The following is a 21,541-nucleotide window of genomic DNA, read 5'->3' as shown; positions in this document are numbered from 1 at the left end:
GCATCATTGTAGTTTGGGCTCGACCTGCAGCCAGAACGTCACCGGGCCGTCGTTCGTCAGGGACACTTGCATGTCCGCGCCGAACTGGCCGGTTGCCACTTGCGGATGCCTGAGCCGCGCCTGGCGCACGAAATACTCGAACAGCCGCGCGCCGTCGGCCGGGGCAGCCGCAGGCGTGAACGACGGGCGCGTGCCGGACTTGGTGTCCGCCGCCAGCGTGAACTGCGGCACCAGCAGCAGGCCGCCGGCCACGTCCGTCACGCTGCGGTTCATCTTGCCCGCCTCGTCCGCGAATACGCGGTAGCCCAGCAGCTTGTGCAGCAGGGCGTCCGCTTCCTTCTCGGTGTCGCCGCGCTCGGCGCACACCAGCACCATCAGGCCAGCATCGATGGCGCCCACCTGCACGCCATCGACCACCACGGCCGCGCTGCTGACCCGCTGCAGCAGCCCTATCATGCCGTCAGCGTGACACGCGCAAACTTGCGCTTGCCCACTTGCAGCACGAACGTGCCGGCGTCCAGCTTCAGCGCCTTGTCGCTGATGACGGCGCCATCCACGCGCACGCCGCCCTGGTCCACCATGCGCGCCGCTTCCGACACGGAAGCGCACAGGTTGGACTGCTTGAGCAGCTGGGCAATGCCGGCCGGCGCGCCGGCCAGCGTGATTTCCGGCACGTCATCCGGGATGCCGCCCTTGGAACGGTTGACGAAGTCGGCCAGCGCATCCTCGGCCGCCTGGCGCGAATGGAAGCGCTCGACGATTTCCTGCGCCAGCGCCACCTTGGCGTCGCGCGGGTTGCCGCCCTGCTCCACGGCGCGCTTCAGTGCCGCCACTTCTTCGATCGATTTCCACGACAGGAGTTCGTAGTAGCGCCACATCATCACGTCGGAAATGCTCATGATCTTGGCGAACATGGTATTGCCCGGCTCGGTGATGCCGATGTAGTTGTTCTTCGACTTGGACATTTTTTCCACGCCGTCCAAACCTTCCAGCAGCGGCATGGTCAAAATACACTGAGGCTCCTGGTCCCAGTCTTTCTGCAGTTCGCGGCCCACCAGCAGGTTGAATTTCTGGTCGGTGCCGCCAAGTTCCAGGTCAGCCTTCAGGGCCACCGAGTCGTAGCCCTGCATCAACGGGTACAGAAATTCGTGCACGGAAATCGGCGTGCCGTTCTTGAAGCGCTTGGTGAAGTCGTCACGCTCCATCATGCGCGCCACGGTGTAGCGCGAGGCCAGCTGGATCATGCCGCGCGCGCCGAGCGGGTCGCACCACTCGGAGTTGTAGCGGATTTCGGTCTTGGCCGGATCGAGCACCAGCGAGGCTTGCTTGAAGTAAGTGGCGGCGTTCGCTTCGATCTGCTCGCGCGTGAGCGGCGGACGGGTGGCGTTGCGGCCGGACGGGTCGCCGATCATGGAAGTGAAGTCGCCGATCAGGAAGATTACCTGGTGGCCCAGGTTTTGCAGCTGGCGCATCTTGTTCAGCACCACGGTATGGCCCAGGTGCAGGTCCGGCGCGGTCGGGTCCAGGCCCAGCTTGATGCGCAGCGGCACGCCGCTCTGCTCGGAACGCGCCAGCTTTTGCGCAAACTCGGATTCAATCAGCAGCTCATCGACACCGCGTTTGGTGATGGCCAGGGCTTCCTGCACGCGGTCGGACAGCGGCAGAGCGGGTTGGGTTGCAGTTACCATAAGGGGAGCACAATTCTCGTGAAAATGTAGGATGAGTCCGATAGTTTGATATAATTCGCGATCCCATCAATCTTGCCGCATGAAAACTCGATAAGACGACAATTACAAAAACATCAAAGTTCGGAACAGTTCAAGCGGTAAATTTTAACTGATTGCATGAACCCTATAAACAAATTCACAAGCCAAGGCTTGGTCAACTTGCTAGGTTCGACGCGCAAGGCGCGCATCATGAGTGCATCGGCAATTTTCCTTGCTGTGTGCGCTTTTGGTGCGGCCGGCGTCGCTCCGCTCGCGCCTGACGCGGCGGACTTGCCAGTCAAGTCGGTCTCCACAGCCCTCGAACTTCCGAACATCTCCGCGCAAATCGGCGCCCTCGAACAGCAAGAATCCACCGAAAAATACGTCCACGAAGAACGCATCCGCGCCGGCGACACGCTCGCCACGCTGATGACCCGCCTCGGCGTGGAAGACGACGCAGCCGAAACCTTCATCAAGAAGGACAAGGTCGCCAAAGGTGTGATGCAGCTGAAAACCGGCAAGCGCGTGCAGGCGCAGACGGACGAGAACGGCAACCTGGTGTGGCTGCGCGCCACCGTGCTCGACAGCCAGGACACGCCGGTCAAGAACATCCTGGTCAGCCGCAAGGGCGACGGCTTCGTCGCCAGCGAAGAGGCGGCCAAGCTGGAGCGCCGCGTGGAAATGCACGCGCGCACCATCAATTCCTCGTCCCTGTACGCGGCCACCGACGCCAGCAACGACGGCTCCAAGCTGCCGGACTCGGTGGTGCGCCAGATCGTGGAAATGTTCTCCACCAATATCGACTTCCGCTCCGACCTGAAGCGCGGCGACCATTTCAACGTGGTCTACGAAACGTTCTGGCAGGATGGCGAGTTCATCCGCGCCGGCCGCATTTTGGCGGGCGAGTTCACCAACCGCGGCGTGACCTACCAGTCGGTGTGGTTTGAAGACCCGAACAGCAGCCAGGGCGGCGGCTACTACAGCTTCGACGGAAAATCGCTGAAAAAAGCCTTCCTGAAGTCGCCGCTGGAATTCTCCCGCATCTCGTCCGGCTTCTCGATGCGCGTGCACCCGATTTCGGGCAACTGGAAGGCCCACAAAGGCATCGACTTCGCGGCGGCCACCGGCACCCCGATCCGCGCCTCCGGCGACGGCGTGGTGGACTTCGCCGGCACCCAGGGCGGCTACGGCAACCTGGTGGTGCTGAAGCACTGGGCCAACTACACCACGGCCTACGCCCACATGAGCCGCTTTGCGCCGGGCCTGAAAAAAGGCGCCAAGGTCAGCCAGGGCGACGTGATCGGCTACGTCGGCAGCACCGGCTGGTCCACCGGCGCCCACCTGCACTACGAATTCCGCGTCGGCGGCGAAGCCAAGGACCCGAGCAAACTCAACGTGCAAGCCCAGGCCCCGCTGACCGCAGCCGAGCTAAGCCGCTTCAAGACCGTCTCCGGCGACATGATGCACCGCTTCGCGCTGCTGCGTCCCACCAACGCCAACGCCTCCAGCCTGGCCGCCAAATAAGCAAACTGCTCCGGCGAAAAAATGGGGTCAGGGTTAATTTTTCAGGAAATATTTCCTGAAAAATTAACCCTGACCCCATTTTCATTTTCATTACAATAGCGGGAATCTATTGGGGAGAAGCGTATGAGCTTGTATATCGGCTTGATGTCGGGGACCAGCCTGGATGGCGTGGATGGGGTGCTGGTGGATTTCTGGGCCGGCGCGGCGCGCACCCTGGCGGCGGCCTATGTGCCGTTTCCGCCGGCGTTGCGCGAGGAGCTGATGGCGCTGCAGGCGGCCAGCCCGAACGAGCTGGAACGCGAGGCGCTGGCGGCCAATACGCTGGCGCAGTATTACGCGCAGTGCGTGGCCGATGTGCTGGCGCAGACGGAGATGAAGCCGGCCGATGTGCGCGCGGTCGGCTCGCACGGGCAGACCATACGCCACCGCCCGGAGCTGGGCTTTACGCGCCAGACCGGCAATCCTGCCCTGCTGGCCGAGCTTTGCGGCATCGACGTGGTAGCGGACTTCCGCAGCCGCGACGTGGCGGCCGGCGGCCAGGGCGCGCCGCTGGTGCCGGCTTTCCACCAGGCGATGTTCAGCCAGCCGGGCAAGACCCGCGTGGTGGCCAATATCGGCGGCATCGCGAATATCAGCGTGCTGCGCGGCGACGGCAAGGCGAGCGGCTTCGATACCGGCCCCGGCAATGTGCTGATGGATGCGTGGATCGCCCGCCACCAGGGCAAGGCTTACGATGAGGATGGCGCCTGGGCCGCGTCCGGCACCGTGATCCAGCCGCTGCTCGACGCGCTGCTGCGCGAGCCGTATTTCGCCCTGCCGGCGCCGAAAAGCACGGGGCGCGACCTGTTCCACGCGCAGTGGCTGGACGCGCAGCTGGCGCCGTTCGCCTCCGCCGCGCCGCAGGATGTGCAGGCCACGCTGACGCAGCTGACCGTGCGCTCGCTCTCCAACGCGATCAGGGAGCATGCGCCGAGGACGGAGGCGGTGTATGTGTGCGGGGGCGGCGCCTACAATGGCGTGCTGATGCGGGGACTGGCGGCGGAACTGGGCGTGGCTGTGGAATCGACCGCCGCGCTGGGCGTGGAGCCGAACCGCATGGAGGCGCTGGCCTTTGCGTGGCTGGCGTTCCGCTTCAATGAGCGGCTGGCGGGGAATCTGCCGGCCGTCACGGGTGCGCGCGGGGAACGGGTGCTGGGGGCGCTGTATCCGCGCTGAATGCGGCGGCGGCGGGTTACGCCCCGCTAACCCGCCCTACGCGATGCTGGGCGGAGTAGCGTAACCCCGCAGGTCCGGTTTAGGCCGAGAACGAGGAGCCGCAACCGCAGGTCGAGGTGGCGTTCGGGTTCTTGATGACGAATTGCGCGCCTTCCAGGTCGTCCTTGTAATCGATTTCGGCACCGATCAGGTACTGGTAGCTCATGGAGTCGATCAGCAGCTGCACGCCGTTCTTGTCCATGGTGGTGTCGTCTTCGTTGACGATTTCATCGAACGTGAAACCGTACTGGAAGCCCGAGCAGCCGCCACCCTGCACGAATACGCGCAGTTTCAGATCTGGATTGCCCTCTTCTTCGATCAGCTGCGCAACTTTCTGCGCGGCGCTGTCGGTGAATACGATAGGGGCCGGGATGACTTCGTCTTGCACTTCGGCTACTGCATTCATGTGGTACTCCTAAAAATTCATACGGCCATTATAGACCTTAGTGGGATCTCGCGCTGTCGAGGCGCGAGTTTCCTTACGGCAGCAGCGCGATATTGTTCAGTCCGAGGCCTTCTTCCAGGCCGAACATCAGGTTCATGCACTGCACGGCCTGGCCGGATGCGCCCTTGACCAGGTTGTCCTGCACCACCAGCACGATGACGGTGTTGCCGTTGTCCGGACGGTGCAGCGCCAGGCGCAGCATGTTGGCGCCGCGCGTGCTGCGGGTTTCCGGGTGCGAGCCAAACGGCATCACGTCCACGAAGGGCTGGTCCTGGTAGGCGTCTTCGAACAGCGCCTGCAGCTCTTCGTTGCTGACGTCCTTGGTCAGCCGGGCGTACAGCGTCGAGTGCATGCCGCGTATCATCGGCACTAGGTGCGGGGTGAAGATCAGGTTGACCTTGTCGCTGCTGAAACGTTGCAGCTGCGCCACCGTCTCCGGGGTGTGGCGGTGGCCCGACACGCCGTAGGCCTTGAAGTTGTCGCTGGACTCGGAGAACAGGATGCCGATCTCGGCCTTGCGGCCGGCACCGGACACGCCGGATTTGCAGTCGGCGATCAGGTTGCCCGCGTCGATCACGCCAGCCTTGAGCAGCGGCACGAAGCCCAGCTGCATGGTGGTCGGGTAGCAGCCCGGGTTGGCGATCAGCTTGGCGGCCTTGATGTCGTCGCGGTTCAGCTCGGGCAGGCCGTACACGGCTTCCTCGATCAGCTGCGGCGCGGTGTGCGGAATCTTGTACGTCTTTTCAAATACGGCCTGGTCCTTGATGCGGAAATCCGCCGCCAGGTCGATCACTTTCACGCCGGCCTTCAGCAGCGCGGGCGCCTGCTCCATGGCCACGCCGTGCGGGGTGGCAAAGAACACCACGTCGCACTGGGCCAGGTCGACCTTGTCCGGCGCCGAGAACGCCAGGTTCACGCGGCCGCGCAGGGAAGGATACATGTCAGCCACCGGCAAGCCATCCTCTTTGCGCGACGTAATCGCGGTCAGCTGCACTTGAGGGTGGACGGCCAACAATCGCAGCAGTTCCACTCCGGTGTATCCGGTGCCGCCGACGATGCCAACTTTGATCATGTTCTTTCCTTGGGAGTAAATGAAGAGAGGACGCCCATTTTAGCAGGGCTGAAAAAAAGCCGCCCGGCGTACCGGGCGGCTTTCTCGACAGCATGTGCCGTAGCACACGCTGCATAATGCAGATTAACGCTTCGAGAATTGCTTTGCGCGACGTGCTTTGCGCAGACCAACTTTTTTACGCTCAACTTCGCGCGCATCGCGAGTGACGAAGCCGGCACGTGCCAGGTCGCCCTTCAGAGCTGCATCGTAGTCGATCAGTGCGCGGGTGATGCCGTGGCGCACAGCGCCTGCCTGGCCGGACTCGCCGCCGCCGTGAACGTTGACTTTGATGTCGAAACGCTCAACGTTGCCGGTCAGTTCCAGTGGTTGACGGATCACCATCAGGCCGGTTTCGCGGGAGAAGTACTCAGCCGCTGGCTTGCCGTTAACGATGATTTGGCCAGTGCCTGCCTTGATGAACACGCGAGCCACTGCACTCTTGCGACGGCCGGTGCCGTAGTTGTAGTTACCGATCATGTCAGTTCCTTAGATTTCGAGTGCTTTAGGTTGCTGAGCAGCGTGCGGGTGCGAACCCTCGGCGTACACTTTCAGCTTCTTGATCATTGCGTAGCCCAGTGGGCCTTTTGGCAGCATGCCCTTGACGGCTTTTTCCAGAGCACGGCCTGGGAAACGCTGTTGCATTTTCAGGAAGTTCGTCTCGTAGATGCCACCTGGGTAGCCCGAGTGACGGTAGTAGGTCTTCTCGGTTGCTTTGGTGCCGGTCACGCGCAGTTTGCCTGCGTTGATGATGACGATGAAGTCACCGGTGTCGACGTGAGGGGTGAACTCTGGCTTATGCTTGCCGCGCAGTCGGCGTGCCACTTCGCTGGCAACACGGCCGAGGACTTTGTCCGTCGCGTCAATCACGAACCAATCGCGCTGGACTTCATGGCCCTTAGCGGAAAAAGTTTTCATGTTATGACTTTCTGTGAAAGATAAAAACGCTCATCTGGTGGTTCCGCCCCAGTGTTGCAGCGGACGCATCCTTGTTGTTTACTTTCCCTGAGCGAATGGGAAAGCCGGCAATTATAGCCCGGCTTGCGCATTCCGGTCAATAGCTGTATACGTTGACGACGTTGAAGGTGGTGTCCGGCACGTAGACGTTGCCCTTGTGCGCATAGATGAAGAACGGCATCCACACGCCGCCCGCCTCCGGGTATTTCTTGAACACCAGGTCGCCGGTCTTGTAGGCCAGCGTGTCGTCGCCGATCTTGAACACTTTCAGCGCGCGGTTCACCAGGTCGTTGACAATCAGGTTGTCGTCCTCGTCGATGCACAGGCTGGCGGGCAGGTAGAAGTTTTCATAATCTTTCGCCAGGTCGTCGCAATAGCCGGCCCGGCCGTAGCTCCACAGGCTCTTGCCTTCGCGGTCGAACACGCGGATGCAGTTGTTGAACTGGTCGCACACGAACAGGCGGTCCTGCGAGTCCACGTCCATGTCGCAAGGGGTGAACGTGGCCAGCGGCTTGCCATCCTCCTCCCAGACGAAATTGCTGACGAAGGTGACGATGCCGGTGGCTTGCAGCTGCCATTTGGAGATGCGGTTGTTGAGCGAGTCGGCGATATAGATTTCGCCGTGGCTGTTGACGGTGATGCCTTGCGGCGCCTTCAGCGTGCCTTCGCCGCCCACGCCTTCGCGGCCGAATGGCACGCCGTAGTTCAGCAAGTGCCCGTTCGGGCCGTACTGGTACATGGACACCGTGCACATATTGAAGTTGGTGATGAAGATCAGCGGCGTGCCGGGGCACACCTGGCCCAGCAGCGGCTGCGACGGGTAGTAGGCCGTCATGGCGATGTCGCCGGGGGTGAAGAAGCCGCGCACCATGTCCTGCAGCTGGGCGTAGGGATCGACGGCGGTGTTGAAGGTCTTCAGGCACCAGTTGCCCGAATCAATGTTGTACGAGGCGGTGCCGACGTGGGCCAGCGGGTCCAGCCCGGCCGGCTTGAGCAGGTGGTCGTACCAGTACTGGTAGACCCCAGCCGTGGTCTTGGCCCAGCCGTCCCACCAGTTTTTCACCGGCAGCACGCCTGAGCCCTTGCGGTTGGGGTCGACGCGGATCACCGAGGTCATGCAGTTGAACTGCGAGGTGGCCAGCGCGCTGGACGCGTTGTCGCGCCGGTGGCCGACCGAATCGAGCAGCACGGCCACGGTGGGCAGGCTGTCGTCGATGATGTTGATGCTCACGTGCAGCACCGTGGAGGCGAACGGTTCGCTGATGTAGTAGGTGTTCTTGTCCTTGCCGGCGCAGATCTGGTAGGGGCCGACGAAGACGCGGTCTTCCAGCGCGCCGTAGATCAGGTCGGTGTAGGAATGCACGGGCTCGGGCTCGTGGTTCCACATGGGCAGCATGCCTACCACTTTTTCCTGTAGCTTGCCTTCCGGGTTGTAGACCATGATGGCGTTTTCCACCTGGCCGGGCACGAACACGTAGTCGTCAATCACGCACACCGAGCGCATCACGTTGAACTTGCCGATGCCGGTCGGCTGGCCGAAGCCGTGCAGCAGCGCGGTCTCGCGGCTGGCCTGCACGGTTTCGTTCTTGATGGGCCAGGCGGTGTCGATCTTGAGGATTTCGTAGTGACCGGTGTTGGCCAGGTACAGGTTGCCTTTCGAGTCGCTGGCCAGGCCTTGCGGCCACAGCAGCTCGTGGGTGCTGTTCACGTCCTTCACGGCGCGGAACTGCAGCACGAACTCGCCTTCCAGCGTGAACTTCACGCAGCGGCTGCGCACGTCGCCTTCGGTGTGGAAGAACTCGTCGGCCACGTAGAGGTAGTGCTGGCCGTCCGCTTCCTTGACGATGGCGATGCCGTTCGGGTCGGACAGCGGCAGGAAGGTCTTGCCATTCGTTTTGCTGGCCACGTTGCCAAAGGCGAAGTGGAAGTCCGCGCTGTGCTCGTCGTATTCGAACGCCACCACGCGGCCGTTGCCCATGTCGGTGCAGTACATGATGTCGTCGGTGGGGTGCGGGCACAGGTGGAAAGGCATGAGCAGGCGCTGGTCCAGGCCTGTGCTGTGCGGGTCGCCGTCGATCACATGCAGCAGGGTGCCGAAATCGGCCGTGAACACCAGCACGCGGCTGTTGCCGGTGTCGCACACCCACACGTGGTTGTAGTTGTCGCGCGCAACGCCGACCGGGGAATTCATGGTGAAATTGTCCGGCAGTTCGCCGCTTTTCGTCATGCCGGGCACGGCCAGCTCGCCGTAGTGGCACAGGTGCTTGAAACTGGTATTGGATGCAGTAGCGTGGCTCATGAGTTCCTACCTGTTTGAAAGGGATTGACGGGAGGCAAATTGTTAAATCGGAACCATCTAGTATGCGAGATTGCGCAGCCGGGGGCAAGCGCCAAGCGCGGCCAGCTTTGCTCCATTACAATAGTCGCAAAGTTTTTTTACGGAGAGATGAAATGGAATGCAAAGTCAGCTGGAACGGCCCGTCCGGGATGAGCTTTTTGGCCCAGACCGGCTCCGGCCACCTGGTGAACATGGACGGCGCGCCGGAAGGCGGCGGCCACAACCTGGCGCCGCGCCCGATGGAGATGGTGTTGCTGGGCACCGGCGGCTGCACCGCTTATGACGTGGTGCTGATCCTGAAGCGCGGCCGGGAAGACGTGCGTGGCTGCGAGGTGACTTTGAAGGCTGAACGCGCGGACACCGATCCGAAGGTGTTTACCAAGATCCACTTCCACTTTACCGTCACCGGCAAGAACCTGAAGCAGACCACGGTGGAACGCGCCGTGTCGCTCTCGCACGACAAATACTGCTCGGCGTCCATCATGCTGGCCAAGACCGCCGAGATCACGCACTCCTACGAGATCGTGGAAGGCTGATAGCGGCGGGTTACGTGCTGCGCACTAACCCGCCCTACGTGCCGATCGCTGAGGCGGCACTTTCAAATGTAGTATGCCGTGCCGGTCATGAGCTTGCCCATGGCCGACATGGCCAGCCGCGCCGGCAGGGGCGCGGCGGCCGCCCCCATCTGCTGCGCCGCTTCGCCGTGCGCTACCTATCCACCCGCATCTGCTCGACAATGGCGCGCGACTTGGCGTCCTGCGGCGGCAGCTTGTCCAGGTGGCTGGCCAGGTGTTTTTCCACCTGGCGTTCCGTTTCCACCACAAAGCCCAGGCTGCGCGCGTCGCCCAGCACGGCGGCGGCCGTGCCCAGCGCGTAGGCGCCCGCGTAGAACAGCGGATTGAGCACGCTGATCTGCGAGCCGAGCTCGCCCAGGCGCTGCGCGGTCCAGGCCAGGTGGTCCTCTTCCTCGCGCGAGGCGTGCTCGAACTGCGTGCGGATCTCGTCGCTGCGCGCGAAGCGGGCCTGCGAGTTGTACAGCGCCTGCGCCATCACTTCGCCCACGTGGTTCACGCGCATCAGGCCGGCGGCGTGGCGCTGCTCCGCTTCGGTGAGCGCCGCGTCCGCCGCGTGCGCGGCCGGGTTCGGGCGCGACGCCGACGCGACGCCGGCCATGACGCGCAGCGCCTTGTCGGCGCTGGCAATAAAACGGTCCAGGGGAGTGTGGAAATGGTTGGCTGCCATGGTGTTCTGCTCAAGCTGGTTCGGAAAGCATCATTATAGGCCCGGATTTCCCAGCGCCACCGCTTCCCTCTCCTCGCGCAGGATGCGCTGGCGCTCGATCCAATCCGCCACCGGCCCGCGCACGTCGATGCCGGACAAGTCCTTGGCCACGCCCAGGTTCAAGCCCAGCAGGAAGGGAATGCTGTCGACAGGCACCGCATCGCAGTGTTCGCCAAAAGCGCGCAGGAAACGCGGCGAATCGACTACCTTGATGACTTTCTCGCCGCTCATGTACTGCAGGATGCTGGTGATGCTGTGCCCCTTGCCGATGGCGTGGTAGATGAAGCGGTTGTATTCCTTGTCCAGCTTCTTGAAATCCAGGGTTTCCTTGGTCATCAGGCCGGACAGGTAGTGCAGGCCCAGCGCCACGCGGAAGAAGCCGGTGGCCTCGGACACGGTGGTGCCGCAGCGCGTGACGGCAAGGATTTTCTCTTTGGTGGCGCTATCGATCAGCTGGCTGTTTTTCATGGTGGTTTGACTATAGCAAGACAAAACGCTTTTGTACCTTGCACGTCAGAATTTTTGCATGCTACCCTTGCTCACCATCTTTACAACAGGATAACAAAATGCTCGAAGTTCAGGGCTTGGCCAAGCGCTTTCCTCTGCACGGACACAAGGGGCAGGCGCCGGCAACGCGCGACCCGCGCGGCCACGATGGCTGGTTCCACGCGGTGCGCGACGTGAGCTTCAGCTGCGCGCCCGGAGAAGTGCTGGGCCTGCTCGGCCCCAACGGCGCCGGCAAGACCACCACGCTGCGCCTGCTGTCCACCGCGCTCACGGCCGACGCCGGCAAAGCCCTGGTCAACGGCGTGGACCTGTTGCAAAACCCGCTGCTGGCGCGCCAGCAGATCGGCTTCCTGTCCGGCTCCACCGGCCTGTACGGGCGCCTGACGGCGCGCGAGAACGTGGAGTACTTCGGCCGCCTGCACGGCATGGATGGCGCCGAGCTGAAGCGCCGCTGCGACGAGCTGTTCGAACTGCTGCAGATGCAGGACTACGGCAGCAAGCGCGCCGACCACCTGTCCACCGGCATGAAGCAGAAATGCGCCATCGCCCGCACCGTGGTGCACAACCCGCAGATCGTTATCCTGGACGAGCCGACCACGGGCCTGGACGTGATGTCGTCCAAGATCCTGCTGGACTTTATCGCCAGCTACAAGGCGCTGCGCATTCCGCTGGTGTTTTCCACCCACCACCTGCACGAGGTGGAAAAGCTGTGCGACCGCGTGTGCATCATCAACCACGGCAAGACCGCCTTCAACGGCACCGTCGACCAGCTGCGCCACCTGGGCGGCAGCGCCGACCTGTACGACGCCTTCATCGACGTCATCAACCGCGAGGGCTGAGCCATGTGGACCATTTATCTCAAGGAAATCCTGGAACTGGCGCGCGACCGCAAGACCCTCATCTTCACGGTACTGATCCCGGTGCTGGCCATGCCGCTGATCCTGGGCGGCTTCAGCTATCTGTCCACCAATATGTTCAACAAGGCCCGCACCGCCGAGCTGACCTACGCCGTGTTCGGCAAGGCATACGCGCCCGGCCTGGCCGAGCGCTTCACGGCCGAACACGGCTTCCGCGAAGTGGCGCTGGCCACGCCGGACGAGATCCGCAACGCCATCGACAAGGACGTGATCAAGTTCGCGCTGGTGATCCCGCCCACCTTCCAGCAGCAGCTGGACAGCAAGCAGCAGGCCAGCGTGGTGCTGCATTACAACAGCGCCGTCATGGTGGACGTGATCCGCAAGCGCGTGTCGGCCGAGCTGGAAGCCCATAACGCCAGGCTGCGCGAGGATGAGCTGTCGGCGCTGAACCTGAGCAAGCACCAGCTGCGCTTCGCGCTCAACCCGGTCACGCTGCAGGAGCGCTCCACGGCGGGCAAGCGCGAGCAGATGGGCGCCCTGCTGGGCGGCGTGCTGCCCTACCTGCTGCTGATGGGCTGCTTGATGGCGGCCATGTATCCGGCCATCGACCTGGGCGCCGGCGAGAAGGAGCGCGGCACGCTGGAAACGCTGCTGCTGGCGCCGGTGCCGCGCAGCGCCATCGTGCTGGCCAAGTTCCTGGTGCTGTTCACCATCGGCCTGACCTCGTCCGTGCTGATGGTGGTCAGCATGAGCGTGCTGCTGTTCTTTTTCGGCGGCACGGCCTCGCCCGACCTGGCCGCCATGGTGCGCGCCATCGGCGTGCTGGACATGGCCATGCTGGCGCTGATGCTGGCGCCCACCGCCGCCATCTTCGCTTCCGTGCTGCTGTCGCTGTCGATCTACGCCAAGAGCTACAAGGAGGCGGCCGGGCTGATCTCGCCGCTGATGCTGCTGTCGCTGCTGCCGGTGATGGTGGCGCTGCTGCCGGGCGTGGAGCTGAACTGGTTCTGGGCCATGGTGCCGCTGACCAATGTATCGCTGGCCATGAAGGAACTGGTCAAGGGCACCATGGATTACCGCATGTTCGCCGTGATCCTGGTCTCCACCACCGCCACCGCAGGCGCGCTGCTGGCCCTGTGCCGCTGGTGGTTCAGCCGTGAACAGGTGCTGTTCCGAAATTAACATTCCATGGCAAAGCGCCTGCTTTCGGCAATCTGGAACCCCAATTTTGCCGACTGTCGCAATGAAGCCACCGCTCAGCCGCATTTTCAATACAATGCCAACATTGAATAGTGGTATGTCCTGTTGCAGTGCAGCAGGACACGACAGGAGTCAGCATGGAATTACGCATCCGCAATTTGTCCAAGACTTATGCCAACGGGGTGGTGGCGCTGGACAATATTTCGCTCACGATACCGGCCGGGATGTTCGGCTTGCTGGGGCCTAACGGCGCCGGCAAGTCCACCCTGATGCGGACGCTGGCGACGCTGCAGGAATGCGATTCCGGTTCGGTGTTCCTGGGCGACCTGGACGTGCTGGACGAAAAGGACGAGATCCGCCGCCTGCTGGGCTACCTGCCGCAGGACTTCGGCGTGTACCCGAAGGTGTCGGCCTACGAACTGCTGGACCACTTCGCGGTGCTGAAAGGCCTGTCCAACCGCGCCCGGCGGCGCGAAGTGGTGGACGGCCTGCTGCAGCAGACCAATCTGTTCGAAGTGCGCCACCAGAAGCTGGGCACCTATTCCGGCGGCATGCGCCAGCGCTTCGGCATCGCCCAGGCGCTGCTGGGCGACCCGAAACTGATCATCGTCGACGAACCGACCGCCGGCCTGGACCCGCAGGAACGCGTGCGCTTCCACAACCTGCTGTCGGACATCGGCGAGGACCGCACCGTCATCCTGTCCACCCACATCGTCAGCGACGTGGCCGACCTGTGCGCCAACATGGCCATCATCAACAAGGGCCACCTGCTGCTCACCGGCCAGACCCAGCAGCTGATCGACGACATCAGCTGCAAGATCTGGGCACGCTTTGTCGACAAGCGCGACCTGCAGCAGTTCCAGACCCGCCACGCCGTCATTTCCACCCGTTTGCTGTCCGGCCGCACCCTGATCCACGTCTACAGCGACGACGATCCGGGCGACGGCTTCGAGGAAGCCATCGGCGACCTGGAAGACCTCTACTTCGCCACCATCGCCGGCCGCCACAACGCGGCCGATCGCTGCGATTAAGGCGGCCACCATGTTCGCCATCGCCCTGTTCGAAGCGCGCCAGCGCTTGAAAATGCTGTCCACCTGGGTTTATTTCGGCATGTTTCTGCTGCTGGCCATGCTGTGGATGGCGGCTGCCGGCGGCGTGTTCAAGGAAGCCGTCGTCACCTTCGGCGGCCGCGTGTTCATCAACGCGCCGCGCTCCATCATGTTCACCGCCAGCTTCCTCGGCTGCCTGGGCGTGATCGTGGTAGCCGCCATGATGGGCCGCTCGGTGCAGCAGGACTTCGAATACGATATGCACCACTTCTTCTTCAGCGCGCCGATCCGCAAGTACCAGTACATGCTGGGCCGCTTCATCGGCGCCTACCTGACGCTGGCGGTGGTGTTCGCGTCCATCCTGCTGGGCGCCTGGCTGGGCACCTTCATCCCCGGCATCGATCCCGAGCGGCTGGGCCATCCGCCGCTGGCGGCCTGGCTGATCCCCTACTTCACCACGCTCTTGCCCAACCTGTTCATCTTCGGCGCCATCTTCTTCGTGCTGGCCGCGCTGACGCGGCGCATGCTGCCGGTCTATATCTCCAGCGTGGTCATGCTGATCGGCTACATCGTCGCGCCCGGCCTGGCGCGCGACCTGGACTACAAGACGCTGGCCGCGCTGATCGACCCCTTCGGCACGGCGGCCGCCATCAACCTCACCGAATACTGGCCCATCGCCGAGCGCAACACGCGCCTGGTGCTGCCGGAAGGCGTGTACCTGCTGAACCGCGTGATCTGGACCTCGTTCTCGCTAGTAGTACTGCTGCTGGGCTACTGGCGCTTCCGCTTCGTCAGCAGCATCGACAGCGGCAAGGCCGACGCGCGCGGCGACGCCGAACCGGCGCTGCGCATCAGCCACAGCGCCAGCCACACGCACGAAACGCCGGACTTCCAGTCGCGCAGCCTGGGCTTGCTGCTGCTGAAAAACCTCTGGCTGAACCTGCGCGAAACGGTGAAGAACGTCTACTTCCTGGTGATCGTGCTGGCCGGCGTGCTGACCATGTTCGCCGGCGCGCTGGACATGGGTTCCATGTACGGCACCAAGACCTACCCGGTCACCTACATGGTGCTGGAGCTGGTGACGGACACCTTCGCGCTGTTCATGCTGGTCATCACCACCTTCTACGCGGGCGAGCTGGTGTGGCGCGAGCGCGAGAACCGCATGGCGCAGATGCTGGACGCGCTGCCGGTGCCGAGCTGGCTGCCGCTGCTGTCCAAGCTGTTCGCGCTGATCGGCCTGCAGGCCCTGCTGATGCTGGTGGTGATGGTGTGCGGCATGGCGATCCAGATGTTCAACGGCTACTTCCAGTTCGAGCCCGGCCTGTACTTCCAGCACCTGTTCACCATCCAGCTGCCGTCCTACGCGCTGGTGGCCGTGCTGGCGATAGCCGCGCAAGTGCTGATCAACCACAAATACATGGCCCATTTCGCCATGATCGTGTACTACGTGGCCAGCATCACCCTGCCCTCGCTGGGCATCGAGCATCCGATGCTGGTGTACGGCACCTCGCCCGGCTTCGTCTACTCGGCCATGAACGGCTATGGCCACTACCTGGTGCGCGAGCGCTGGTTCGAGCTGTACTGGGGCGGCTCGGCGCTGATCCTGGTGGTGCTGTCGCTGCTGTTCTGGGCGCGCGGCAACAACGACGAATGGCGCCAGCGCATCTCGCTGGCGCGCCACGCGCTGACCATGCCGGTGCTGGCCACGCTGGCCGTCGGCGTGAGCATCGTGCTCGGCTCGGGCGCCGTGCTGTTCTACAACCTGCACATCGCCAACTGCTACAAGTCCACCTACCGCCAGCTGGCCGACCGCGCCGACTACGAGCGCAAGTACAAGCAGCTGGCCGCCATGGCGCAGCCGCGCATCACGGACGTGCAGCTGGGCGTGTCCATCGAGCCTGAAAAGCGCCGCCTGCAGGTGAAAGGCCGCTACATGCTGGAGAACAAGAGCGGCCAGCCCATCACCGACATCTACATCACGCAGGACACCACCTCCGACATGCAGCCGCTGCGCTTCGGCCAGGTGGCGCACCTGAAAATGAAGGATGAAGACCTGGGCGTGTACCGCTACTCGCTGTCCACGCCGCTGGCGGCGGGCGCGCGCATGCCGCTGGAATTCGAGCTGGAGTATGCGCCCAAGGGTATCCTCGGCCTGGGCCAAGATACGCCGGTGGTGGGCAACGGCACCTTCTTCAACAACACCAAGCTGCCGCACATCGGCTACCAGCGCCAGGCCGAGCTGACCGATCCGCGCGACCGCAAGCGCCACGGCCTGCCGGCGCAGGAACGCGCCCTGCCGCGCGACGATCCCAAGGGCCTGGCCAACAACTACCTGGGCAGCGACGCCGACTGGGTCACCTTCGACGCCACCGTGAGCACCAGCGCCGACCAGGTGGCCGTGGCGCCGGGCTACCTGGAAAAGGAATGGAAGGCCAAGGGCCGCCGCTACTTCCACTACAAGATGGACAAGCCCATCCTGAATTTCTACGCCTTCCAGTCGGCCCGCTACGCGGTCAAGCACGACTGGTGGCAGGACGTGGGCATCGAGATCTACTACCAGCCCGGCCACGAATACAACCTGGACCGCATGGCCAAGGGCGTGAAGGACGCGCTGGAGTACTACACGAAGAACTACAGCCCCTACCAGCACAAGGTGGTGCGCATCGTGGAGTTCCCGCGCTACGCCGGCTTTGCGCAATCGTTCCCGAACACCATCCCGTATTCGGAAAGCGTGGGCTTCATCGCCAAGGTGGACGACAAGAATCCGAAGGACATCGACTACCCCTTCTACGTGACCGCGCATGAAGTGGCGCACCAGTGGTGGGCGCACCAGCTGGTGGGCGGCGACACGCGCGGCGCCACGGTGCTGAGCGAAACCCTGTCCGAATACTCGGCGCTGATGGTGATGAAGAAGCAGTACGGCCCGGACAAGATGCGCCGCTTCCTGCGCTACGACCTGAACCAGTACCTGCTGGGCCGCGCGCTGGAGAACAAGACGGAACTGCCGCTGGCCGACAACGAGAACCAGCCCTACATCCACTACCGCAAGGGCAGCCTGGCCATGTACCAGCTGCAGGACATCCTGGGCGAGGACAAGGTGAACGCCGTGCTGAAAAGCCTGCTGGTCAAGCACGCCTTCAACACGGCGCCCTACCCGAGCGTGACGGTGCTGGTGGATGCGCTGCGCCGGATTGCGCCGCCCGAGCAAGCCTACCTGATCGACGACCTGTTCAATTCCATCGTGCTGCACGACAACCGCGCACTGAGCGCGACCGCGCGCAAGCGGCCCGACGGCAAGTATGAGGTCACGCTGAAAGTCCACGCCAGCAAGCTGCGCGCGGATGGGCTGGGTGCAGAGAAAGAAGTGCCGATCCACGACCTGATCGACGTGGGCGTGGACGACAAGGACGGCAACAGCCTGCTGCGCGAGCGCAAGCTCGTCACGCAGAAGGAAGGCAGTTATACGCTGGTGGTGAACGGCCGTCCGGCCAAGGCCGGTATCGACCCGGACAACAAGCTGATCGACCGCAAGCCCGACGACAATATGATCGCCGTCGAGCTGTGAACGGCGGCGCTTATTTCAGCAGGATGGCCTTGCGGTAAGGCGCGATCGGCGGTTTCGGGAATTGCACGGAAGCGTAGGTCTGGCGGAAGCAGGCTGCCTTGCTGTTCTCCACGTCCGTGACGGTATTGGTGACTTTGCCGTTCGCGTCCAGCAGCAGCATGATGGTGACCGGATATTTCGACTTGCCGTGGCAGTTGCCGCGCTCATCGAATTTCTGCGCGTTGTTGTGCGCGATGGACTCTTCCTCGTACTTGCTGACCTTGGCGTTCGGGAACTGGGCGTTGAATTTCGCCATCTCGGACGTGAACTCGGGGTTCTTCGGCGACGGCGCCTCGTCCTGTGCGGCGGTATTGCTGGTTTGCGTGGTCTGGCAGGCGGACAGCAGCAGTGCGGCGCACAGGGCGCTCAGTTTCAAGCAGGTATTTCGCATAATTTCTCCCAAAGCATGTAGTTGTGGTACCAGTCTACATACTTTCGGTTTTTTGCAGCGCACGCTGCGGAGCCGTCGCACGGCTGTAGCCTTCGGCCAGCTTGAACACGCTCACCACGTCCGCCAGCGATTCGGCCTGCTCCTGCAGCGCGCCGGCCGCGGCGGCGGCTTCTTCCACCAGGGCCGCGTTTTGCTGCGTCACGTTGTCCATCTGGATCATGGCTTCGTTCACCTGCTCGATGCCGGCGCTCTGCTCCAGGCTGGCGGTGGTGATTTCGCCCATGATGTCGGTCACGCGCTTGATGCTGTCCACCACTTCGCTCATCGTCATGCCGGCCTGCTCCACCAGCTTGCTGCCGGTGTCGACCTTGCCGACCGAATCGTCGATCAGCGTCTTGATTTCCTTGGCGGCGGCGGCGCTGCGGTGCGCCAGGTTGCGCACTTCGGTGGCCACCACCGCGAATCCCCGGCCCTGCTCGCCTGCACGGGCCGCTTCCACGGCGGCGTTCAGCGCCAGGATATTGGTCTGGAAGGCAATACCGTCGATCACGCTGATGATGTCCACGATCTTGCGCGCCGAGGCGTTGATCGATTCCATCGTGTCCACCACCTGGCCCACCACTTCGCCGCCGCGCTCGGCGACGTGGGAGGCGGCCACGGCCAGCTGGTTGGCCTGGCGCGCGTTGTCGGCGTTCTGCTTGACGGTCGAGGTCAGCTCTTCCATCGACGACGCGGTTTCTTCCAGGCTGCCCGCCTGCTGCTCGGTACGGGCGGACAAATCCTGGTTGCCGGCGGCGATCTGGCCCGAGGCGGTCGCGATCTGGTCGGTGCCGTCGCGCACTTCGCCGACGATGCGGGCCAGGCCGTCGTTCATGGTTTTCAGCGCTTGCAGCAGGCGGCCGGTTTCGTCCTTGCTGTCGATGACGATGTCGCTGCGCAGGTCGTTGGAGGCCACGGCGCAGGCGATTTCCACTGCGCGGCCCAGCGGCTGCGTGATGCCGCGCGTCAGGCGCCAGGCGCAGACGCCGCCCAGCGCCAGCACCACGGCGGCGAAGGCCAGCATGAAGCGGCGGTTCTGCCGGTAGCTGGCGTCGATGCGGGCGGCGTTGGCGTCGATGCTTTGGCGCTGCATCACCAGCAGGCCGTTCAGCGCGTCCAGGTAAGCCTTGCCGTCCGGGATGAAGCGCTTTTCCAGCAGCGCGGCGGCTTCGTCGAATTTGTCTTCCTTCTTCAGCGCCACGATGCCGTCGCGCGAGGAGATGTAGCGCTTGCGCGCCGCCACCATGTCGGCAAACAGCTTCTTCTCGTCGTCGCTTTCCAGCAGCGGCTCCACCTTCTTTTGCAGCTCGTTCACTTCGCTGGTGGAAGCGGCGGCGTCGGCGGCAAAGAACGGCCCCAGGCTGGCGTCGCTGGACTTGGAAATAGCGGTGGTGCGGCGCACGCTGGTGTGGATCAGGCGGTACCAGTCGGAAATCATGCGCTCCTTGGCCAGCGGCTGCTGCATCATTTCACCGGTGGCTTCGGCCACGGATTGCATATGGCTCAATCCTATCCAGGTCATCAACATAGTGAGCAGCAACACCAGCCCAAAGCCGCCGGCAAGGCGGGTGCCAATTTTCAGGTTTTTCATTTTTCTCTCAAAAACTATGGGTGGGACACAAGCGGATGAACCGCGCCCCGGCTGAAAAATGGTGCCAGTGCGTCCACGGGAAACGACGAATTGCTACGTTGAGACAGCGCGCAGCGGATGAAAGTACGCTGCACTTGGTATTGACAGGACTGCTAGGGAAGGCCAGGAGTGTAGCACCAAGACGAAAATGGTGCCTCGTGGAAACTACGTAGATTGATGCGCAAGCCTAGGCGTAGGCCTCGAACGCGCCCAGCACGGAGCTGTTGAACAGGGAGCTGGCGGCGACGCCGGCCAGGTTGGGACGGGTCTTGAGTACGTCGCCCCAATAGGACGACAGCGCGGGAGGCGCACTTTGCAGCAGGCCAGCGCCCGTGTAGAGGCCGGAACTGAACGTGCTCGCGGCCAGGCTGGCGGCGACCAGTTGGTCCTGCTGCAACTGGGCTTGCCCTTGGGTCGGACTGCCGAGCGGCGGCACCGCCACGGGTTCCTGTAGCGAACCGGCCTGCAGGATCGAGTTGAGCAAGCCGGACGCGGTATAGACCTGTGCAGCGGAATTGTTCCCGCCCAGCGAGGCCACCACGCTGGACTGCTCGGACAGGCTGACCGCGATCGACGGCAGCACGGCGTCCTCCGTGCCGGTCTCCTCGATTGCGGGAGGCTGGTACAGGGAATAACTTGGCGGCAATGTTAGTGCGGGGATCATAGCTACACTATAGCCACCTCTGCAGTGAAGACAAGGCGGCTTACATCAGCCCGGCCAGGGTGCGCAGCCAGCCCGGGGCACGCGCGCGGTTCCACACCAGCGCAACCTGCTCGCTGCAAACGAAAGCGCAATCGCTGACCTGGATGCGGACCAGCGCGGGATCGTCCAGCGCAAAGTCGGGCAGGTAGGCCAGCGCTGCGCCGGATTTCACCAAGACCAGCAGCAATTGCAGGTCGTCGGTCCAGTAGCGGATCTTGCGCGGGAACTGGTCGTCGCGCCAGCCGTCGGAGCGGGAGCCGCGCTGCACGCCGCAGAACAGCGAACGGGAGGGGCAGGCGAAATCGCATTCCAGGACCTGGGCGCTTGTCGCGTGCAGCACGGCGGCGGCGGGAGCCGCCGGTGCGCGGGAGCCGGCCAGCGCCTGTACCAGCGGATGGCTGCGCCCCGCCACCAAGTGCTGCACCACGCCACCCAGCGGCGTCGCGATCCATTCGTCGGACCAGTGCTCGCCGCGTCCCTCGGTCACTTCGCCGGTCACGATGGCCGCATTCACGTCGCCGCGCGCCAGCGCTGCCAGCGCTTCATCCTCGAACATGGCCTGCATGCGGATGCTGGCGTCGGGGTAGCTGCGCAGTGCGTCCGCCAGCGCTTTGCCGTGCCGCCACAGCAGGATGGCCGGTCCCCCGACGCGGCAATCGACGGCCGCCTGCTCGCCCAGCAGATCCGAGCGGGCCTGGTCCGCCAGCGCCAGCAGCGTCTGCGCGCGCGACAGCAGGAAGCGGCCGCTGTCGTTCAGCGCCAGCTGTTTGCCGCTGCGGTCGAACAGGGACTTGCCCAGGCTATCCTCCAGCCGCCGGAGCGCCTTGGACACGGCAGACGGAGTCAAATGCATTTCCTGCGCCACCGCGCCGAGCGAGGGACGGCGCGCGGCGCTGACGAAAATACGCAGATCGGCAAGATTCATGATTCCAAATTGGACACAATACG

The 21,541-nt window shown here is 63.5% G+C and carries 19 protein-coding genes and 1 pseudogene; 7 read left to right on the top strand and 13 right to left on the bottom strand.

Going from position 1 to position 21,541, the window contains the following annotated elements:
- Positions 1–3 precede the first annotated feature (3 nt).
- Both dtd and tyrS read right to left on the bottom strand, forming a co-directional pair.
- Positions 4–456, bottom strand: coding sequence for a D-aminoacyl-tRNA deacylase (dtd, locus tag ACFJI2_RS00555; protein WP_377703293.1), 453 nt, complete (start codon positions 454–456; stop codon positions 4–6).
- Positions 453–1,688: a tyrosine--tRNA ligase gene (tyrS, locus tag ACFJI2_RS00550; RefSeq protein WP_377703292.1), complete on the bottom strand. Its 1,236-nt coding sequence runs from the start codon at positions 1,686–1,688 to the stop codon at positions 453–455. The genes dtd and tyrS overlap by 4 nt, the downstream gene beginning before the upstream one ends.
- A gap of 156 nt (positions 1,689–1,844) precedes the next feature.
- Between tyrS and ACFJI2_RS00545 the strand changes: the two genes are divergently transcribed.
- A complete protein-coding gene (locus tag ACFJI2_RS00545) occupies positions 1,845–3,230 on the top strand; it encodes a peptidoglycan DD-metalloendopeptidase family protein (protein WP_377703291.1) in 1,386 nt (461 codons plus the stop codon).
- A 123-nt stretch (positions 3,231–3,353) separates the two neighbouring features.
- The gene (locus ACFJI2_RS00540; RefSeq protein ID WP_377703290.1) at positions 3,354–4,445 is read left to right on the top strand and encodes an anhydro-N-acetylmuramic acid kinase; all 1,092 of its coding nucleotides are present in this window, start codon (positions 3,354–3,356) and stop codon (positions 4,443–4,445) included.
- Positions 4,446–4,524: 79 nt separating this feature from the next.
- Here the strand turns inward: ACFJI2_RS00540 and erpA are convergent, their stop codons facing one another.
- From erpA to ACFJI2_RS00515, 5 genes are all read right to left on the bottom strand, one after another.
- On the bottom strand, positions 4,525–4,890 hold the full coding sequence (gene erpA, locus ACFJI2_RS00535; protein WP_107877760.1) for an iron-sulfur cluster insertion protein ErpA: 366 nt from the start codon (positions 4,888–4,890) through the stop codon (positions 4,525–4,527).
- A gap of 73 nt (positions 4,891–4,963) precedes the next feature.
- A complete protein-coding gene (gene argC / locus ACFJI2_RS00530; RefSeq protein WP_377703289.1) occupies positions 4,964–6,001 on the bottom strand; it encodes an N-acetyl-gamma-glutamyl-phosphate reductase in 1,038 nt (345 codons plus the stop codon).
- 123 nt (positions 6,002–6,124) lie between these two features.
- Entirely contained in the window at positions 6,125–6,517 is a 393-nt protein-coding gene (gene rpsI / locus ACFJI2_RS00525; RefSeq protein WP_056398368.1) for a 30S ribosomal protein S9, read from the bottom strand.
- 9 nt (positions 6,518–6,526) lie between these two features.
- A complete protein-coding gene (gene rplM, locus ACFJI2_RS00520; RefSeq protein ID WP_056398365.1) occupies positions 6,527–6,955 on the bottom strand; it encodes a 50S ribosomal protein L13 in 429 nt (142 codons plus the stop codon).
- 136 nt (positions 6,956–7,091) lie between these two features.
- A complete protein-coding gene (locus ACFJI2_RS00515; protein ID WP_377703288.1) occupies positions 7,092–9,293 on the bottom strand; it encodes an NHL repeat-containing protein in 2,202 nt (733 codons plus the stop codon).
- Between the two features lie 152 nt (positions 9,294–9,445).
- Here ACFJI2_RS00515 and ACFJI2_RS00510 point away from each other — a divergent pair, with 152 nt between their 5' ends.
- The gene (locus ACFJI2_RS00510) at positions 9,446–9,868 is read left to right on the top strand and encodes an OsmC family protein (protein ID WP_107877766.1); all 423 of its coding nucleotides are present in this window, start codon (positions 9,446–9,448) and stop codon (positions 9,866–9,868) included.
- Between the two features lie 62 nt (positions 9,869–9,930).
- On the opposite strand, the pseudogene coq7 reads toward ACFJI2_RS00510, so the two are convergent.
- A pseudogene (coq7, locus tag ACFJI2_RS00505) lies at positions 9,931–10,574 on the bottom strand (2-polyprenyl-3-methyl-6-methoxy-1,4-benzoquinone monooxygenase).
- A 33-nt stretch (positions 10,575–10,607) separates the two neighbouring features.
- Positions 10,608–11,081, bottom strand: coding sequence for a hypothetical protein (locus ACFJI2_RS00500; protein WP_377703287.1), 474 nt, complete (start codon positions 11,079–11,081; stop codon positions 10,608–10,610).
- Positions 11,082–11,179: 98 nt separating this feature from the next.
- Here ACFJI2_RS00500 and ACFJI2_RS00495 point away from each other — a divergent pair, with 98 nt between their 5' ends.
- The 4 genes from ACFJI2_RS00495 to ACFJI2_RS00480 all read left to right on the top strand — a co-directional run bounded on the left by ACFJI2_RS00495 (position 11,180) and on the right by ACFJI2_RS00480 (position 17,791).
- Positions 11,180–11,959 carry an ATP-binding cassette domain-containing protein gene (locus ACFJI2_RS00495; protein ID WP_377703286.1) on the top strand — a complete coding sequence of 260 codons (780 nt, stop codon included), beginning with the start codon at positions 11,180–11,182 and terminating at the stop codon, positions 11,957–11,959.
- A 3-nt stretch (positions 11,960–11,962) separates the two neighbouring features.
- Positions 11,963–13,159: an ABC transporter permease gene (locus tag ACFJI2_RS00490; RefSeq protein ID WP_107877774.1), complete on the top strand. Its 1,197-nt coding sequence runs from the start codon at positions 11,963–11,965 to the stop codon at positions 13,157–13,159.
- A gap of 155 nt (positions 13,160–13,314) precedes the next feature.
- Positions 13,315–14,208, top strand: a complete 894-nt coding sequence (locus tag ACFJI2_RS00485; protein ID WP_377703285.1) for an ABC transporter ATP-binding protein — start codon at positions 13,315–13,317, stop codon at positions 14,206–14,208.
- A 10-nt stretch (positions 14,209–14,218) separates the two neighbouring features.
- A complete protein-coding gene (locus ACFJI2_RS00480; protein ID WP_377703284.1) occupies positions 14,219–17,791 on the top strand; it encodes an ABC transporter permease/M1 family aminopeptidase in 3,573 nt (1,190 codons plus the stop codon).
- Positions 17,792–17,801: 10 nt separating this feature from the next.
- Here the strand turns inward: ACFJI2_RS00480 and ACFJI2_RS00475 are convergent, their stop codons facing one another.
- The 4 genes from ACFJI2_RS00475 to ACFJI2_RS00460 all read right to left on the bottom strand — a co-directional run bounded on the left by ACFJI2_RS00475 (position 17,802) and on the right by ACFJI2_RS00460 (position 21,518).
- Positions 17,802–18,221, bottom strand: coding sequence for a hypothetical protein (locus ACFJI2_RS00475; protein WP_107877780.1), 420 nt, complete (start codon positions 18,219–18,221; stop codon positions 17,802–17,804).
- Positions 18,222–18,255: 34 nt separating this feature from the next.
- Positions 18,256–19,851 carry a methyl-accepting chemotaxis protein gene (locus ACFJI2_RS00470; RefSeq protein ID WP_377703283.1) on the bottom strand — a complete coding sequence of 532 codons (1,596 nt, stop codon included), beginning with the start codon at positions 19,849–19,851 and terminating at the stop codon, positions 18,256–18,258.
- A gap of 226 nt (positions 19,852–20,077) precedes the next feature.
- Positions 20,078–20,554 (bottom strand): hypothetical protein, encoded by a 477-nt coding sequence (locus tag ACFJI2_RS00465; RefSeq protein WP_377703282.1) that lies wholly within the window; start codon positions 20,552–20,554, stop codon positions 20,078–20,080.
- A gap of 40 nt (positions 20,555–20,594) precedes the next feature.
- The gene (locus tag ACFJI2_RS00460) at positions 20,595–21,518 is read right to left on the bottom strand and encodes a LysR family transcriptional regulator (protein WP_377703281.1); all 924 of its coding nucleotides are present in this window, start codon (positions 21,516–21,518) and stop codon (positions 20,595–20,597) included.
- Positions 21,519–21,541: the final 23 nt, after the last annotated feature.

This window comes from Pseudoduganella sp. UC29_71, assembly GCF_042693265.1.
GTDB lineage: Bacteria > Pseudomonadota > Gammaproteobacteria > Burkholderiales > Burkholderiaceae_D > Rugamonas.
Note: the sequence above shows the minus strand (reverse complement) of the source record. Positions and strands in the feature narration are given on the sequence as shown.